General features: G+C 64.7%; 14 protein-coding genes. 12 read left to right on the forward strand and 2 right to left on the reverse strand.

From position 1 onward, the window contains the following. Positions 1–17 precede the first annotated feature (17 nt). Positions 18–935 (reverse strand): LysR family transcriptional regulator, encoded by a 918-nt coding sequence (locus tag QCM77_RS12640; RefSeq protein WP_279665500.1) that lies wholly within the window; start codon positions 933–935, stop codon positions 18–20. A 120-nt stretch (positions 936–1,055) separates the two neighbouring features. Here QCM77_RS12640 and QCM77_RS12645 point away from each other — a divergent pair, with 120 nt between their 5' ends. The 6 genes from QCM77_RS12645 to QCM77_RS12670 all read left to right on the forward strand — a co-directional run bounded on the left by QCM77_RS12645 (position 1,056) and on the right by QCM77_RS12670 (position 6,515). After that, on the forward strand, positions 1,056–1,871 hold the full coding sequence (locus tag QCM77_RS12645; protein WP_279665501.1) for a putative hydro-lyase: 816 nt from the start codon (positions 1,056–1,058) through the stop codon (positions 1,869–1,871). A gap of 92 nt (positions 1,872–1,963) precedes the next feature. Next, a complete protein-coding gene (locus QCM77_RS12650) occupies positions 1,964–3,208 on the forward strand; it encodes an ABC transporter substrate-binding protein (protein WP_279665502.1) in 1,245 nt (414 codons plus the stop codon). 33 nt (positions 3,209–3,241) lie between these two features. Further along, positions 3,242–4,120 carry a branched-chain amino acid ABC transporter permease gene (locus tag QCM77_RS12655; RefSeq protein ID WP_279665504.1) on the forward strand — a complete coding sequence of 293 codons (879 nt, stop codon included), beginning with the start codon at positions 3,242–3,244 and terminating at the stop codon, positions 4,118–4,120. 1 nt (position 4,121) lies between these two features. Beyond that, on the forward strand, positions 4,122–5,099 hold the full coding sequence (locus QCM77_RS12660; RefSeq protein WP_279665505.1) for a branched-chain amino acid ABC transporter permease: 978 nt from the start codon (positions 4,122–4,124) through the stop codon (positions 5,097–5,099). After that, a complete protein-coding gene (locus QCM77_RS12665; RefSeq protein WP_279665507.1) occupies positions 5,096–5,827 on the forward strand; it encodes an ABC transporter ATP-binding protein in 732 nt (243 codons plus the stop codon). The genes QCM77_RS12660 and QCM77_RS12665 overlap by 4 nt, the downstream gene beginning before the upstream one ends. Then, complete coding sequence (locus tag QCM77_RS12670) at positions 5,811–6,515, forward strand: ABC transporter ATP-binding protein (RefSeq protein WP_279665509.1); 705 nt, start codon at positions 5,811–5,813, stop codon at positions 6,513–6,515. Before QCM77_RS12665 ends, QCM77_RS12670 begins: the two co-directional genes overlap by 17 nt. 244 nt (positions 6,516–6,759) lie before the next feature. Here the strand turns inward: QCM77_RS12670 and otnC are convergent, their stop codons facing one another. After that, positions 6,760–7,425 carry a 3-oxo-tetronate 4-phosphate decarboxylase gene (otnC, locus tag QCM77_RS12675; RefSeq protein WP_462804316.1) on the reverse strand — a complete coding sequence of 222 codons (666 nt, stop codon included), beginning with the start codon at positions 7,423–7,425 and terminating at the stop codon, positions 6,760–6,762. A gap of 113 nt (positions 7,426–7,538) precedes the next feature. Here otnC and ltnD point away from each other — a divergent pair, with 113 nt between their 5' ends. The 6 genes from ltnD to QCM77_RS12705 all read left to right on the forward strand — a co-directional run bounded on the left by ltnD (position 7,539) and on the right by QCM77_RS12705 (position 17,007). Further along, entirely contained in the window at positions 7,539–8,456 is a 918-nt protein-coding gene (gene ltnD / locus QCM77_RS12680) for an L-threonate dehydrogenase (protein WP_279665514.1), read from the forward strand. Positions 8,457–8,470: 14 nt separating this feature from the next. Continuing rightward, positions 8,471–9,253, forward strand: a complete 783-nt coding sequence (gene otnI, locus QCM77_RS12685; protein WP_279665515.1) for a 2-oxo-tetronate isomerase — start codon at positions 8,471–8,473, stop codon at positions 9,251–9,253. After that, on the forward strand, positions 9,250–10,539 hold the full coding sequence (gene otnK, locus QCM77_RS12690) for a 3-oxo-tetronate kinase (protein ID WP_279665516.1): 1,290 nt from the start codon (positions 9,250–9,252) through the stop codon (positions 10,537–10,539). Before otnI ends, otnK begins: the two co-directional genes overlap by 4 nt. A gap of 169 nt (positions 10,540–10,708) precedes the next feature. After that, a complete protein-coding gene (locus QCM77_RS12695) occupies positions 10,709–12,400 on the forward strand; it encodes a methyl-accepting chemotaxis protein (RefSeq protein WP_279665517.1) in 1,692 nt (563 codons plus the stop codon). 241 nt (positions 12,401–12,641) lie between these two features. Continuing rightward, a complete protein-coding gene (locus tag QCM77_RS12700; protein WP_279665518.1) occupies positions 12,642–15,821 on the forward strand; it encodes an efflux RND transporter permease subunit in 3,180 nt (1,059 codons plus the stop codon). Continuing rightward, positions 15,808–17,007 carry an efflux RND transporter periplasmic adaptor subunit gene (locus QCM77_RS12705; protein ID WP_279683848.1) on the forward strand — a complete coding sequence of 400 codons (1,200 nt, stop codon included), beginning with the start codon at positions 15,808–15,810 and terminating at the stop codon, positions 17,005–17,007. Before QCM77_RS12700 ends, QCM77_RS12705 begins: the two co-directional genes overlap by 14 nt. Positions 17,008–17,053 lie beyond the last annotated feature (46 nt).

Raw genomic sequence — 17,053 nt, forward strand, 5'->3', positions numbered from 1 at the left:
GTTGTCCGGCGCCTGTTTCAATGACCCGCCGGCGCGGGCGCGTCAACTGCGAGGCTGCTCTGCGCAATCTGACATGCAAGCTCTGCGACGCGCTCCACCGCCACGACGTCGGGCGAGGCGAGCCAGCTCGCGGTGAATGTCAGCGGCGCGATTTCGAGATCGGTGTCGAGCAGTTGCAGCCGCCCGTCTGCGAGCTCGTTCTCGACGATGGCGTCGGGGATCACGGCGATGCCGAGGCCCTCGACCGCCATGTGGATGACGGTCGCAAGCGAGGCGGAGGCGTGCAGCCGGATCGGCGGCAGCTCCGGCCGGTCGAACACTTCGCGCACGACCTCGTAGGGCCGCGTCTTCCGCGGGAAGGTAATGATCGGAAACCGCGCGAGCTCAGCCCGCGTTACCGGTCCATGGCCGAGGCCGAGCGAGGGGCTTGCGAGAAAGCCGATCGGATAGTCGGCGAGGACGCGATTGTGCACTCCGGAGGCCGAGAGCGGACCGACGACGAAAGCAAGCTCGATCTCCTGCGCAAGCAGCCGCGCGGTGAGGTTTGGCGTGATGTCGACCTCGATCTCCAACGACAGGTTGGGATAGACCTGATTCATGCTCTTCACGAGGCGCGGCAGCCAGGTGTGCACGATGGTCTCGGCGACGCCGAGCCGCATCACGCCGCGCATCGCCGAGCGGTCGCCGACCTCGGCCATCATCTGGGCGCGCAGGCCGATCAGCTTTTCCGCATAGACCATCATCTGCCGGCCGCTCGGTGTCGGCGAGGCCACGCGGTGGTCGCGGTTGAGGAGCTTCACGCCCATCTCGCGCTCGAGCTGTGCGATGCGCTGGGAGATCGCCGGCTGTGTCGTATTGAGCCGCGCCGCGGCGCCGCGGAAGCTGCCAAGCTTCACAACCCAGAGGAACGTCTCGATCGACCTGAAGTCCAGCATTGGAAGAATTTTCCCGATCGATAAACTGATTTTATCGAGATTGATTAGAAACGACGATTAGACTTTATAGCACGCTTGGTGTTGGCTTGTCTTTGTCGAGTTTATAGGCAGGTCGATTACATGACTGTTTTGGTGGCAGCGCAGCAAACTGGAACATCCGACACCCTCCCAAGCCGCCAGGCGCGGCTCGCCTATCGCGGCGGGCAGGTCGGTTCCACCGCGGGCGTTGCCCCCGGCTTCGTCCAGGGCAATCTGGCGATCCTGCCCGCGGAATACGCCAGCGCCTTTCACCGCTTTTGCCAGCTCAATCCGAAACCGTGCCCGATCATCGGCATGTCCGATGTCGGCAGCCCGCACATCCCCGCGCTCGGTGCCGATCTCGACATCCGCACCGACGTGCCGCGCTACCGCGTCTGGCGCGACGGCGAAGTCGTCGACGAGCCGACCGACGTGAGCAAGTACTGGCGCGACGATCTCGTGACCTTCGTGCTCGGCTGCTCCTTCTCGTTCGAAGAGGCGCTGCTCGGCGAGGGCATGCCGATCCGCCACATCGAGCATAATGTGCGCGTGCCGATGTATCGCACCAACATCGCCTGCGGCGAGGCCGGTCCCTTCGCCGGTCCCATGGTGGTGTCGATGCGTCCGTTCAAGCCGGCGGACGCGATCCGCGCGGTGCAGATCACCTCGCGCTATCCGGCCGTCCACGGCGCGCCCGTGCATCTCGGCCATCCGCATCTGATCGGCATCAAGGACATCGCCAAGCCCGATTACGGTGATCCGGTACCGGTCGCCGATGACGAGATCCCGGTGTTCTGGGCCTGCGGCGTCACGCCGCAATCGGTCATCAACGCCGCCAAGCTACCGTTCGCGATCACGCATTCGCCCGGCTTGATGCTGGTGACGGATCTGAAGAACAGGACCATGGCCGTGATTTAGCGGGCAGCATTTGCTGCTTCTTCAGGCTTTACGCTGTTTGCCAATCGTTTCATTCGATACGCGAAAAATTCGAATAACAGGGGACTTTGCCAATGACGATCACCCGCCGCGACGTTCTGCTCGGAGCCGCCGCCACTGCCGCGCTGATGCCGCTAGCCGCGCGTGCGCAAACCAGCGAAGTGGTGATCGGCGCCACCTATCCGTTGTCGGGCTCAGGCGCCCAGGTGGGCGTTGATGCGCAACGGGCGTTCGAGACCGCGGTCGATATCATCAATAACGATCAAGACTTCGACCTTCCGCTCGCAAAGGGCTTAGGCTTGCCCGGCCTCGGCGGTGCCAAGATCCGTATCGTCTACGCCGACACCCAGGGCGACCCGCAAAAGGGGCGTGCCGAAGCCGAGCGCCTGATCACGCAGGAAAAGGTCTGCGCCATCCTCGGTTCCTATCAAAGCGCGGTCGCAGTCACGATCAGTCAGATCTGCGAACGTTACCAGACTCCGTTCCTGTCGGCGGACAACTCCTCGCCGAGCCTGCATCGCCGCGGCCTGAAGTATTATTTCCGCGCCTCGCCGCATGACGAGATGTTCTCGGCCGGGATGTTCGATTTCCTCGATGCGATGAAGAAGAAGGGCGCCAAGGCCGACACGCTGGCGCTGTTCCACGAAGATACGATCTTCGGCACCGATTCCGCCAACGCGCAGACCAAGCTCGCGGCCGAGCGCGGCTACAAGATCGTTTCCGACATCAAGTACCGTGCCAACTCGCCGTCGCTTTCGGCCGAGGTACAGCAGCTCAAGGCGGCCAATGCCGACGTGCTGATGCCCTCGAGCTACACCACCGACGGCATCCTGCTGGTCAAGACCATGGCCGAGCTCGGCTACAAGCCGAAGGCGATCGTGGCGCAGGCCGCAGGCTTCTCCGAAAAGGCGCTTTACGACGCGGTCGGCGACAAGCTCGAAGGCGCGATCACCCGCGGTAGCTTCTCGCTCGATCTCGCCGCCAAGCGGCCGATGGTCGGCAAGATCAACGACCTGTTCAAGGCGAAGTCGGGCAAGGACCTTAACGACAACACGTCGCGGCAATTCATGGCGATGATCGTGATTGCAGACGCCATCAACCGCGCCAAGTCGACCGACGGCGAGAAGATCCGGGACGCGATGGCCGCAACCGACATACCGGGCGAGCAGACCATCATGCCCTGGAAGCGTGTCAAGTTCGACGACATGGGTCAGAACAACGACGCCGATCCGGTGCTGCTGCAATATGTCGGCGGCAAGTTCGTCACCATCTTCCCGTCGCAGGCGGCGGTTGCCGATGCGATCTGGCCGATGAAGTAAAGCGACCAGGTTGCGGGCGGGGGACGAAGCAACGTGACAGCCGAGACCATTATCCAAAGCCTGGCGAGCGGCCTCCTGATGGGGCTGCTCTACGGACTGATCGCCGTTGGCCTGGCGTTGATCTTCGGCCTGATGGACGTCGTCAATTTCGCCCATGGCGAATTCCTGATGATCGCGATGTATGTGACGTTCTTCCTGTTCACATTCTTCGCGATCGATCCGCTGCTCTCCGCGCCCCTGGCCGCCGCGGCCTTGTTCGTGCTCGGGGCAGTGGTCTATCTCGTGGTCGTAAGGTTTGCGATGCGTGCCAAGGCCAATGTCGGCATGGTGCAGATCTTCGCAACCTTTGGCCTCGCGATCGTGATGCGCGGCTTGGCGCAGCTGTTCTTCACGGCCGACTATCGCAGCGTCCCCCAGTCATGGCTCGGCGGCAAGACGGTATCGATCGCCGGCATCTTCCTGCCTCAGCCGCAGCTCTTCGGCGCGCTGGTCGCGATAGCGGCGTTCGGAGGGCTCTACCTCTTCATCAACCGCACGGATTTCGGCCGCGCCCTGGAGGCGACCCGTGAAGATCCCGGTGCGGTGGCGCTGGTCGGGATCGACAAGAACCGCGTGTTCGCGCTCGGCTGGGGCCTGGGCGCCGCACTGGTCGGCCTCGCCGGCGCGATCATGGCGAGCTTCTTCTACATCTATCCCGACGTCGGGGCCTCCTTTGCGCTGATCGCCTATGTCACGGTGGCGCTCGGCGGCTTCGGCAGCGTGTTCGGCGCCTTTGCCGGCGGCATCATCGTCGGTCTCGTCGAGGCCACCACCGCGCTTGTGCTGCCGCCATCATTGAAGTCGGTCGGCATCTATGCCGTCTATCTCCTCGTGGTCTTCATCCGGCCACGCGGCCTGTTCGGATCGATGTGAGATGGACAAGAGCTTCACAGAGCGGCGTCGCCGCGAACTCCTCGTTGCGGCTTGCCTTGCGGTCGCCGCGGCGCTCGTGCCGTTGTTCGTCAAGAATCCGAACGTCCAGAACATCATGATTTTGACGCTGATGTTCGGGGCTCTGTCGCAGAGCTGGAACATCCTTTCGGGCTATTGCGGGCAGATATCGCTCGGGCATGCCCTCTATTTCGGTTTGGGCGCCTATACCACCACGCTCTTGTTCACGAAGTTCGGCGTGCCGCCCTGGTTCGGTATGCTCGCCGGCGGCGTCATCTCGGCCTTGATCGCGATGGCGCTCGGCTATCCCTGCTTCCGCCTTGGTGGCCACTACTTTGCGATCGCCACCATCGTGATCGCTGAGATCGGCTTGCTGCTGATCCAGAACTGGGAATGGGCGGGTGCGGCCCTCGGCATCGAGATGCCCGTGCGCGGCGACAGCTGGCTGAAATTCCAGTTCGCCCGCAGCAAGCTGCCGTACTTCTATTTTGCGCTGGCGCTCGCCTGCATCGCCTGGTTCGTCACGTGGTGGCTGGAAGATTCGAAATGGGGCTATTGGTGGCGCGCGGTGAAGGACAATCCCGATGCAGCCCAGAGCCTCGGCGTGGTCGTGTTCGATTCCAAGATGGGTGCTGCGGCTGTCTCTGCCTTCCTGGTCGCGGTCGGCGGTAGCTTCTATGCCATGTATGTTTCCTATATCGATCCCGGAAGCGTCATGGGCTTCCAGTTCTCGCTGCTGATGGCGTTGCCGGCGGTGCTGGGCGGCATCGGCACGCTGTGGGGGCCGCTGCTCGGCGCGGTGATCCTGATTCCGCTCACCGAGCTGACGCGCTCCTATATCGGCGGCTCCGGCCGCGGCGTCGATCTCATCGTCTATGGCATGCTGATCATCGTGATCGCGCTGGCGCGGCCGGAAGGTCTGATCGGGCTGTTCTCGCGCCGCAAGGGAGCCACACGATGACCCCGCTCCTTGAAACCCGTGGCGTCTGGCAACGCTTCGGCGGCCTGGTCGCCAACAGCGACGTCTCGATCTCGGTCGGCCGCGGCGAGATCGTCGGCCTGATCGGCCCCAACGGCGCCGGCAAGTCGACGCTGTTCAACCTGATCGCCGGCGTGCTGCCGCCGACGCAGGGCTCGATCATCTTCGACGGGGAGGATGTGACCACCCTGCCGGCGGCGGAACGTTGTCAGCGCGGCGTGGGGCGCACCTTCCAGGTGGTCAAGAGCTTTGAGACCATGACGGTCATCGACAACGTCATCGTCGGCGCCCTCGTGCGCAACACCGTGATGCGCGAGGCGCGCCGCAAGGCGCATGAGGTGCTCGAATTCACCGGCCTTGCCGCGCGCGCCAACGTGCTCGCGAGCGACCTCGTGCCCGCCGAAAAACGCCGCCTCGAAGTCGCGCGCGCGCTTGCAACAGAACCGAAACTTCTGCTGCTCGACGAAGTCCTCACCGGCCTGACGCCGACAGAGGCGCAGACCGGCGTCGCCCTGGTGCGCAAGGTCCGCGACACCGGCGTCACCGTGCTGATGGTCGAGCATGTCATGGAGATCGTGATGCCGCTGGTCGATCGCGCCATCGTGCTCGACCTCGGCAAGGTGCTGGTCGAGGGCAAGCCCAACGACGTCGTCCGCGATCCCAAGGTGATCAGCGCATATCTGGGAGATCGCCATGCTGTCGGTGCATGAAGTCACGACCGCCTATCAGGGCCTGGTCGCGATCTCCGCGATCAGCATTGAAGTCGCCAAGGGCGAGATCGTCTGCGTCGCCGGTGCCAACGGCGCGGGCAAGTCGACGCTGTTGAAATCCATCGCCGGCGCCGAGCGCCCGCGTTCGGGCACGGTGACGTTCGACGGCAAGCGCCTCGACGGCATGGCGCAGCATCACATCACGGCCACCGGCATCGCCTATGTGCCGGAGAACCGCCGCCTGTTTCCGCGCCTGTCGGTGCGCGACAATCTCCGCCTCGGCAGCTATCTTTACCGCGGCGAGGCGAACCGCGAAGAGCCGCTCGACCTCGTTTTCACACTGTTTCCACGCCTCGCGGAACGCCTCGAGCAGCGCGCCGAGACGCTAAGCGGCGGCGAGCAGCAGATGCTCGCGATCGGCCGTGCGCTGATGACGCGCCCGCGGCTGTTGATGCTCGACGAGCCCTCGCAGGGCATCATGCCAAAACTGGTCGACGAGATTTTTCAGGCCGTCACACGCATCCGCGACGCCGGGATGACCGTCCTGATTGTCGAGCAGCGCATGGCCGAGTGCCTCGAGATCGCCGACCGCGCCTACATCCTGCAAACCGGCCGCGTGCTGATGCAGGGGGCCGCGGCCGAGATCAAGGGCAACCCGGACGTGCGCAAGGCGTATCTGGGACTGTAGGCTGAGTGTTGGGCAGGCGCGTGCGACACTCTCGGTGTCATCGCCCGCGAAGGCGGGCGATCCAGTAATCCGAGACGTCGGTGGAATACGGTGAAGCCGCGGCGTACTGGATTCCCCGCCTGCCGCCTTCGCTAAAGCTTCGGCGCCCCTGGACCTGAACCCCGGCGAAGCCTTGGCGTAGCCGGGTCGCGGGGAAGGACAGCGGTGAATGTGGACGACTTATCCCGCCCATGACCGCGCGCCGCTAATGCTCGTGCCCATGCTCCGGCAGCGTCACCCCGAACACCTTCACCAGATCCGTCACCTGCTCCGGCGACAGATACCGCGGGTTCAGCCCGCGCAGCAGCAGATACAGCTTCGCCGTCTCCTCCAGTTCCTCCGTCGCGAACACCGCCGCTTCCAGCGTGTCGCCGGATACCACCGGGCCATGATTGGCGAGCAGCACGGATGAGTATTTCCCCGCCAGCCCCTTGATCGCGTCCGCGACTGCGGGGTCGCCGGGGCGGTAATAGGGCACGAGCGCGGTGGCGCCGCATTTCATCAGATAATAGGCCGTCATCGGCGGCAGCGCGGCGCGCGGGTCGATCTCCGGGAGCATCGAGAGCGCGACCGAATGGGTCGAATGCAGATGCACGATCGCGCGCGCGCTTTCGCGCGTGTCGTAGAGGGCTGTGTGCAGCGGAACTTCCTTGGTCGGCGCATCGCCCGAGAGTAGGCGCCCCCGTCCATCCAGCCGCGACAGGCGCGCCGGGTCGAGGAAACCGAGCGAGGCGTTGGTGGGCGTCACCAGCCATCCGCCATCGTGCATCTTGATGCTGATATTGCCGGAGGAGCCCGGCGTTAGTCCGCGTTCGAACAGGGATCGTCCGAAGCGACAGATATCCTCACGCAGCTGTGTCTCGTTGCTCATGGCCGCCATGCCCGCTTGTCTCACGCTTTGGCAGCGCGGCCAAGCCGTGTTATTCGAGATGCCAAGCTGCCGCAAAGGGCGGCCGTCCGGGAAACGTCGCAAGGATCAGTTGCATGTCCGCCTCCACGTCACAGAATCAGCGCATCGCCGTCATCGGGCTCGGCTCGATGGGGTTTGGCATGGCGACCTCGCTGAAACGGGCCGGTCATATCGTCACCGGCTGCGACGTCTCGGCTGATGTGGTCGCGCGGTTCGTGACGGAGGGCGGCGCCGGCGCCAAGACGCCGGCCGAAGCCGCCAAGGGCGCCGATATCGTCGTCAGTGTCGTCGTCAATGCCGCGCAGACCGAGACGATCCTGTTCGGCAAGGATGGCGTCGCCGAAACCATGGCCAAGGACAGCGTCTTCCTGTCGTCGGCTACCATGGACCCCGACGTGGCGCGGCGTCTCGCCAAGCAGTTGGAGGCGACCGGCAGGCACTATCTGGATGCGCCGATCTCCGGCGGAGCGCAGCGCGCCGCGCAAGGCGAGCTGACGATTCTCGCCTCCGGCAGTCCGGCTGCGTTTGAGAAAGCGCGGCCCGCGCTCGATGCCATGGCCGCAAAACTCTACGAGCTTGGCGATGCCGCCGGGCAAGGCGCCGCCTTCAAGATGATTAACCAGTTGCTCGCCGGCGTGCATATCGCCGCCGCCAGCGAGGCGATCGCGTTCGCGGCCAAGCAGGGTCTCGACATCCGCAAGGTCTATGAGGTGATCACGGCCTCTGCCGGCAATTCCTGGATGTTCGAGAACCGCATGCCGCACGTGCTCGACGGCGACTACACGCCGAAGAGCGCGGTCGAGATCTTCGTCAAGGACCTCGGCATCATCCAGGACATGGCGCGTACCGCCAGATTTCCGGTGCCGGTCTCGGCCGCGGCCCTCCAGATGTTCCTGATGACATCTGCCGCCGGCATGGGCCGCGACGATGATGCGTCGGTGGCGCGGATGTATGCGCAGGTCACCGGCGTCAAGCTGCCCGGCGACAAGTAGACAAGAGGATTCCAATGCCCCGTTTCGCCGCCAATCTCTCGATGATGTTCACCGAGGTGCCGTTCCTCGATCGCTTCGATGCCGCTGCGCAAGCCGGCTTCACTGCCGTCGAGTTTCTCTTTCCCTACGAGCATCCGGCCGAGGCGGTCGGCGAGCGGCTCAAGCGCAACGGCCTGACCCAGGCGCTGTTCAACCTGCCGCCGGGCGACTGGAATGCCGGCGAGAAGGGTTTTGCGGCACTCCCCTCGCGATTCGCCGAGCTCAAGGCGAGCCTGGAGACGGCGCTGCCTTACGCCAAGGCGACCGGCGTCAAGCGGCTGCATTTGATGGCGGGCATCGCCAACCGTGGCGAGCGCGTCGCCATCGAGGCGTTCTACAAATCGGTGGCGTGGGCCGCGGAGTTCTTTGCGCCGCACGGCATCGACATCGTGCTCGAGCCGATCAATGCGCGCAACGTGCCCGGATACTTCCTCAACGATTTCGGTTTCGCGCGCGACCTGATCCAGGAGCTGAGGCTTCCGAACCTGAAGCTCCAGTTCGACATCTATCACTGCCAGATCATCCATGGCGACGTCACGATGCGGCTGCGCGAGATGATGCCGGTCATCGGCCACGTCCAGATCGCCAGCATCCCCTCGCGCAACGAGCCTGATAGCGAGGAGCTGAACTATCCGTTCCTGTTCACCGAGCTCGACCGGCTCGGCTATGCCGGCTTCGTCGGCTGCGAATATAATCCGCGCGGCAAGACCACCGACGGCCTTGCCTGGTTCAAGCCTTATGCGGGAGTGAAGCCGTGACCCTCGCCGCGAAATTATCTCTTGGCTGCATCGCCGACGACTACACCGGCGCCTCCGACCTCGCCAACACGCTGACGCGTGCGGGCCTGCGCACGGTGCAGACCATCGGCGTGCCGGCGGACGATCTGGCGCTGCCCGAGGTCGACGCCGTGGTGGTGTCGCTGAAGAGCCGCTCGATCGAGGCGGATCTTGCCGTGTCGCGTTCGCGCGCGGCGGAGCAATGGCTGCGCGGCCGAGGCGCGGGTCACGTGCTGTTCAAGATCTGCTCGACCTTCGATTCCACCGATGCAGGCAATATCGGTCCGGTGATGGAAGCGCTGCGCGCCGATTGCGGCGAGGCCATCGTGCTGGTCACGCCGGCGTTCCCGGAGACCGGCCGCACCGTCTACCAGGGCAATCTGTTTGTCGGCGCTGTACCGCTGAACGAGAGCCCGCTGAAGGACCATCCGCTCAACCCGATGCGTGATTCCAACCTGGTGCGCGTGCTGGCGCGTCAGAGCAAGACGCAAATCGGTCTCGTCGATCTCGCGACCGTGACGCGCGGGGCGGAGGCCGTGCGGGCGCGCCTTGCGGAATTGTCAGGCAAGGGCGTCGGCGCCGCCATCATCGACGCCGTGTTCGACCGCGACCTCGAGACCATCGGGCTCGTCGCCGCAGAACATCGGCTGTCTGTCGGCGCTTCCGGCATCGGTCTTGGGCTTGCGCGGGCGCTGGTGTCGACGGGCAAGGTCAAGTCGACCGTGGCAAGCAGCGCAGCGGGGGCTCCCGTCGGCGGATCGGCGGCCTGCCTTGCCGGAAGCTGCTCGCAGGCGACGCTCCAGCAGATCGCGAATGCCGAACGAATTATGCCGGTGCTTCACCTCGATCCGGACCGTATTATTACGGGCGCGGACGAAGCGCAGCGCGCGCTGTCATGGGCCAGGCCGCGGCTGGCCGACGGTCCGGTGCTGATCGCGTCGAGCTCGACGCCGGATCAGGTCGCCGGGCTCCAGGCACGTCATGGCCGCGACGCGGCCGGTCATGCCATCGAGCAAGCGATGGCCGATATCGCCGAGGGCCTGGTGCAGGCGGGCGTGCGGCGCTTAGTCGTTGCCGGCGGCGAGACATCCGGCGCCGTGGTCGACCGGTTGAGGATTCCTGGATTTCTCGTGGGAGTGGAAATCGCCGCAGGCGTCCCGGTGTTGCGCGCAGTCGGTGCAGAGGCAGGCGAGATGTTGCTCGCCCTGAAGTCTGGAAATTTTGGTGGCGCGGCGTTTTTCACGGACGCGCTTGGGCTCATGCGTTGAGCGCAGGGCATTCTTAGCGCCATGTTCATTTGTTTCGGGCTTCCGTACTCGTACGGAGTCGTAGTTAACATCTGCTCAGGTGCTCTGGTGTTGGATGTCGGTGCTGCTCCCTTTGGTTGATTCGTAGAACTTCCGGGCGCGCCACCGCTCCAGCACAAGAGACCCTATTATGCTCGCCACCATTTCCATCCGCGCCAAGATCATCAGTGTCGTGGCGTTCCTGCTGGTCGCGATGTCCGGCATGGGTCTGCTCGCCGTCATGAAAATGCGGTCGATGAACGCCAATACCACCGAAATCACCACGAGCTGGATGCCCAGCGTGCGGGTGCTCGGCGAGCTCCGGGCCAGCGTGATCACTTATCGCAACGTAATTCGTCAGCACATGCTGTCGGAAACCCTCGAGGAAAAGCTCGCGAACGAGAAGACTGCCGGCACCGTGATCGAGGCGCTCTCCAAGGCGCGCAAGGCCTACGAGCCGATGATCACCTCGCCCGAAGAGCGGAAGCTGTATAACGACTGGGGTAAGCTCTGGGACGACTACAAGAAGGGCACCGACGACGTCATGGCGCTCTCGCGCAAGGAGGCCGGCAAGGTTCCGCACGAGGCCCAGGAGCTCAACACCAAGACGGTCAACAAGATCGGCCTTGCCTCGGATGAAGTGCTGACCAAGGACATCGAGCTCAACACCAAGGGCGGCGACCAGGCTGCCCAGGATGCCGCCGACAGCTATTCCTTCGCTTTCATGCTGGTCTCGATCATTCTCGGCGCTGCCGTCGTCATCGGTATCGGCGTCGGCTTCTACCTCGTCCAGGACGTCTCCAGCGGCATCAATTCGATCATCGAGCCGATGCAGGCGCTGGGCAAGGGCGAGCTTTCCGCCGAAGTCCCGCATCGCGGTGAGAAGACCGAGATCGGCGCCATGGCCGACGTGCTCCAGATCTTCAAGGAAGCGCTGATCGCCAAGAAGGCCGCCGATGAGGCCGCGGCCGCCGACGCCGAAGCCAAGATCGAGCGCGGCCGCCGCGTCGATAACGTCACCCGCGAATTTGAAACGATGATCGGCGAGATCGTGCAGACCGTGTCGTCGGCATCGACCCAGCTCGAAGCCTCGGCCTCGACATTGACCTCGACCGCCGACCGCTCACAGCGGCTGGCGACCACGGTTGCCGCGGCGTCGGAGGAAGCCTCGACCAACGTGCAGTCGGTGGCATCGGCGACCGAGGAGATGGCTTCGTCCGTGGGCGAGATCAGCCGCCAGGTGCAGGAATCGGCGCGGATGGCGGGCGATGCCGTCGGCCAGGCGCGCGCCACCACCGAGCGCGTCAGCGAGCTCTCCAAGGCCGCCTCGCGCATCGGCGACGTCGTCGAGCTGATCAACACCATCGCCGGCCAGACCAACCTGCTGGCGCTGAACGCGACCATCGAGGCGGCGCGCGCCGGCGAAGCCGGCCGCGGCTTTGCGGTCGTGGCCTCCGAGGTGAAGGCGCTGGCCGAGCAGACCGCGAAGGCGACCGGCGAGATCGGTCAGCAGATCTCCGGCATCCAGGCGGCGACCAACGACTCGGTCGGCGCCATCAAGGAGATCTCCTCGACCATCGAGCGTTTGTCGGAGATCTCGTCGGCGATTGCGGCCGCGGTCGAAGAGCAGGGCGCGGCGACCCAGGAAATCGCCCGCAACGTCCAGCAGGCCGCCCAGGGTACGCAGCAGGTTTCGTCCAACATCACCGACGTGCAGCGCGGCGCGACCGAAACCGGCACAGCGTCCTCGCAGGTGCTGTCGGCAGCGCAGATGCTCTCGAACGACTCGAGCCGGCTCAAGACCGAGGTCAGCAAATTCCTGACCAACGTCCGCGCGGCGTAGCCGTGATGGAATGGCAACTCTGAGAGCGGCGCCTTTGGGCGCCGCTTTTTGGCGTAGGCGAGTCGCTTCCGTTCTCCTTAGACGCGCCTGCATATCTGGAATGCGATTTCGTGGTGCGATAGCGGGGAAGTGACCGCCTGTGACGCAGGGGTCGTTGGCCATTTCGGCGGTGTTCGGGTAAATCAGCCAAGGAACCCGCGGGGGCGTGTTCCTTGTCCCGTGCTTTGGAATTGTCCGGCGAATGATTGCTCTGGTCCGTATTGCCCTGAGCCGGCCTTACACGTTTGTAGTGCTCGCGCTTCTGCTTCTGATCATCGGACCGCTGGCGGCGCTGCGGACGCCGACCGACATCTTTCCGGACATCCGCATCCCCGTGATCGGCGTGGTCTGGCAGTACACGGGCCTGCCTCCCGACCAGATGTCGGGCCGCATCACGACGCCGTTCCAGCGCGCGCTGACCACGACGGTCAACGACATCGAGCACATCGCCGCCAATTCCTATAACGGCTTTGGCATCATCAAGATCTTCTTCCAACCCAACGTCGACATCCGCACCGCCAACGCGCAGGTCACCGCGATCTCGCAGACGTTGCTCAAGCAGATGCCGCCCGGCGCGACGCCGCCCCTCATCCTGAACTATTCCGCCTCGACCGTGCCGATCATCCAGGTGGCGCTGTCGGGCGATGGCCTTACCGAGCAGAACCTCGCCGATATCGGCATCAACCAGCTCCGCACGCCGCTGGTCACCGTGCCCGGCGCAGCTATCCCCTATCCGTTCGGCGGCAAGCAGCGCCAGGTCCAGATCGACCTCGATCCCACCGCGCTCCAGGCCCGCGGCCTGTCCGGCCAGGACGTCGCCAACGCACTCGCAGCCCAGAACCTGATCACGCCGGTCGGCACGCAAAAGATCGGGCAGTTCGAATACAACATCCAGCTCAACAACTCGCCGCTGAAGATCGAGGAGCTCGGCAATCTGCCGATCAAGACCGTCAACGGCGCGATGGTCTATGTGCGCGACGTCGCGACCGTCAGGGACGGCAACCCACCGCAGACCAACATCGTCCATGTCGACGGCAACCGCTCGGTGCTGATGATGGTGCTGAAGGCGGGCGCGACCTCGACGCTCGACATCATCGCGGGCATCAAGCAGAAGGTGATCGACGTCAAGGACCAGATGCCGGACGCGCTCAAGATCGGCTTCATCGGCGACCAGTCGGTGTTCGTCCGCGGCGCCATCGAAGGCGTTGCGTTCGAAGGCGTGATCGCGGCGCTGCTCACCAGCGTCATGATCCTGCTGTTCCTCGGCAGCTGGCGCTCGACCGTCATCATCGCGGTCTCGATCCCGCTCTCCGTGCTCGGCGCCATCATCATGCTGTCGGCGATCGGCGAGACGCTCAACATCATGACGCTCGGCGGCCTCGCGCTCGCCGTCGGCATCCTCGTCGACGACGCCACCGTCACCATCGAGAACATCAACTACCATCTGGAGCAGGGCAAGCCGGTCGAGCAGTCGATCCTCGACGGCGCCAACCAGATCGTGACGCCGGCCTTCGTCTCTCTGCTCTGCATCTGCATCGTGTTCGTGCCGATGTTCTTCCTCACCGGCGTGGCGCGCTTCCTGTTCGTGCCGATGGCCGAAGCGGTGATGTTCGCGATGATCTGGTCGTTCCTGCTGTCGCGCACGCTGGTGCCGACCATGGCGAACTATTTGTTGCAGGCGCATGTCCATCACGAGGACGGCCCGCCGAAGTCGCGCAATCCGCTGGTCTGGTTCCAGCGCGGCTTCGAGGCTCGTTTCGAGCGCATTCGCGGCGGCTACCACAATTTCCTCGGGCTCGCGCTCGCGCACCGTCCGGTGTTCGTGATCGGCTTCCTCTGCGTGGTCGGCGCGTCCTTCGCGCTGGTGCCGTTCCTCGGACGCAACTTCTTCCCCGCGGTCGATGCCGGCAATATCCTGATGCACGTCCGCACCCAGGTCGGCACCCGCGTCGAGGAGACCGCGAACCAGCTCGCCGACGTGCAGAAGGCGATCCGCAAGCTGATCCCGGGCGAGATCGAAACGCTGACCGACAACATTGGCATGCCGATCTCCGGCATCAACATGACCTACAACAACACCGGCGTGATCGGCCCGCAGGATGGCGACATTCAGATCAAGCTGAAGGAGGGCCACAAGCCGACCGATGAGCATGTGCGCGTGCTGCGTGAGCAACTGCCGCGGCTGTTCCCCGGCATCAGCTTCGCCTTCCTGCCCGCCGACATCGTCAGCCAGATCCTGAACTTTGGCGCGCCGGCGCCGATCGACCTGCAGATCCGTGGTGCCAATGTCAGCGCCAACTTCGCTTACGCCAACAATCTGCTGGCCAAGGTCCGCAGGATTCCCGGCGTCGCGGATGCGCGCATCCAGCAGTCGCCGAACAATCCGACCTTCAACATCGATGTCGATCGCACCCGCGCGCAATATGTCGGCCTGACCGAGCGCGACGTCACCAACAGTCTCGTGGTCAATCTTGCCGGCTCCTCGCAGGTGGCGCCGACCTACTACCTCAATCCCGATAACGGCGTGTCTTACTCGATCGTGATGCAGACGCCGCAATATCAGGTCGACTCGCTCAGCGCGCTGCAGACGCTGCCGATCACGGCGGCCGGCAACTCGCAATCGCCGATCCTCGGCGGCATCGCCGACATCAAGCGCTCGACCTCGAGCGCGGTGGTGTCGCAATACGACATCCAGTCGATGGTGCAGATCTTCGCCACGACCTCGGGCCGCGATCTCGGTGCCGTCGCCGCCGACATCCGCCAGGTGATCGCCGACACCGCCAAGGAGGTGCCGAAAGGCTCCTCCGTGGTGCTGCTCGGCCAGGTGCAGACCATGAACAGCGCTTTCACCGGCCTCTTGTTCGGCCTACTCGGGGCGGTCGTGCTGATCTACTTCCTGATCGTCGTGAACTTCCAGTCCTGGTCCGATCCCTTCGTGATCATCACGGCGCTGCCGGCCGCGCTCGCCGGCATTGTCTGGATGCTGTTTGCGACCGAAACGACGCTGTCGGTGCCGGCACTGACCGGCGCCATCATGTGCATGGGCGTTGCCACCGCCAACAGCGTGCTCGTGATCTCGTTCGCCCGCGAGCGCTACGAGGAACTCGGCGATCCCATCGCCGCGGCGCTGGAAGCCGGCTTCGTCCGGTTCCGCCCGGTGCTGATGACCGCGCTCGCCATGATCATCGGCATGGCGCCGATGGCCCTGGGGCTCGGCGAGGGCGGCGAGCAGAATGCGCCGCTCGGCCGCGCCGTGATCGGCGGCCTGATCTTTGCAACCTTCGCCACGCTGATGTTTGTTCCCGTGGTGTTCAGTATGGTACACAAGAAGCAGGGCGCCAAAGCCGCCGCCTCCCTGGAGACTCCGCATGTCGCCCACTGAATCCCGCTCCCCGGTATCGCACCGGAAACTGGGCATTTTCGGCGTGGTGGCGCTGATCGCGGCAGGCCTCGTGGTCGGCACCGGCATCCGCGCGCGCGAGGAGCAGGGCTCTAAGCTGAAGGAATGGACCGACGATCAGGCCGTTCCCAGCGTCGCGGTGACGCTACCCAACGCCAAGGCTCTCAATGCCAGCCTCGACCTGCCGGGCCGACTCGAAGCCTATTCCCGTGCCCCGATCTTCGCGCGCGTGTCGGGTTACCTGAAGAGCTGGCGCGCCGACATCGGCGCCCGCGTCAAGGCCGGCCAGGTGATCGCCGAGATCGAGGCGCCCGACCTCGATCAACAACTGCTACAAGCCCGTGCCGACCTCGCCAGCCAGCAGGCGAGCGCCAGGCTGTCGGAGGCGACGCTCAACCGGCGCAAGACGCTGGTCGCCTCCAACTTCGTCTCTGCGCAGGAAATCGACGAGCGCACCGCCGATCTCTCCAACAAGAACGCCGCCGTGCATTCGGGGCAGGCCAATGTCGAACGGCTTGAGGCGCTCGCCGGCTACAAGAAGATCACCGTTCCATTCGACGGCGTCGTCACGGCGCGCGATACCGACGTCGGTGCGCTGATCAACGCGGGCGGCGGCTCGGGGCCGGCGATGTTCGTGGTCTCCGACATCACCAAGCTGCGCGTCTACGTCAACGTGCCCCAGAATTACGTCCCGGCGATCAAGATCGGCGCAAAGGCCAGCATCGTGCTGCCGGAGTATCCGAACCGGACCTTCCAGGCGACGGTGGAGGCTTCCTCGCAAGCCGTCGACGTCGCCTCCGGGACAACGCGGATGCAGCTTGGGCTCGACAATTCCGGCGGTGAACTGATGCCCGGCGGCTATGCGAGCGTGAAGCTGAGCCTCCAGCGCGATTCCGCGCCGCTCAGCATCCCGGCAAGCGCCCTGATCTTCAACGGCAACGGCCTGCGCGTCGCGACCGTCGGCGCGGATGACAAGGTGCTGTTCAAGCCGGTGACGATCGCCCGCGATCTCGGCCGCGAGATCGAACTCGCCTCAGGCATTGCAGCGGATGACCGCGTCATCACGGCACCACCGGATGGCCTTTCCGACGGCGACCCGGTCCGCGTGACCGGCGCCGCCAAGGGCAAGCCGGCGACGGCGTCGGAGAAGCAGGCGCCGAAGGGGTAGCTCCGAACTTGTAGGGTGGGTTGCGAAGCGTAACCCGCCACTGTTT

Origin of the sequence: Bradyrhizobium nivariense, assembly GCF_029846695.2 — a bacterium.
Taxonomy (GTDB): domain Bacteria; phylum Pseudomonadota; class Alphaproteobacteria; order Rhizobiales; family Xanthobacteraceae; genus Bradyrhizobium.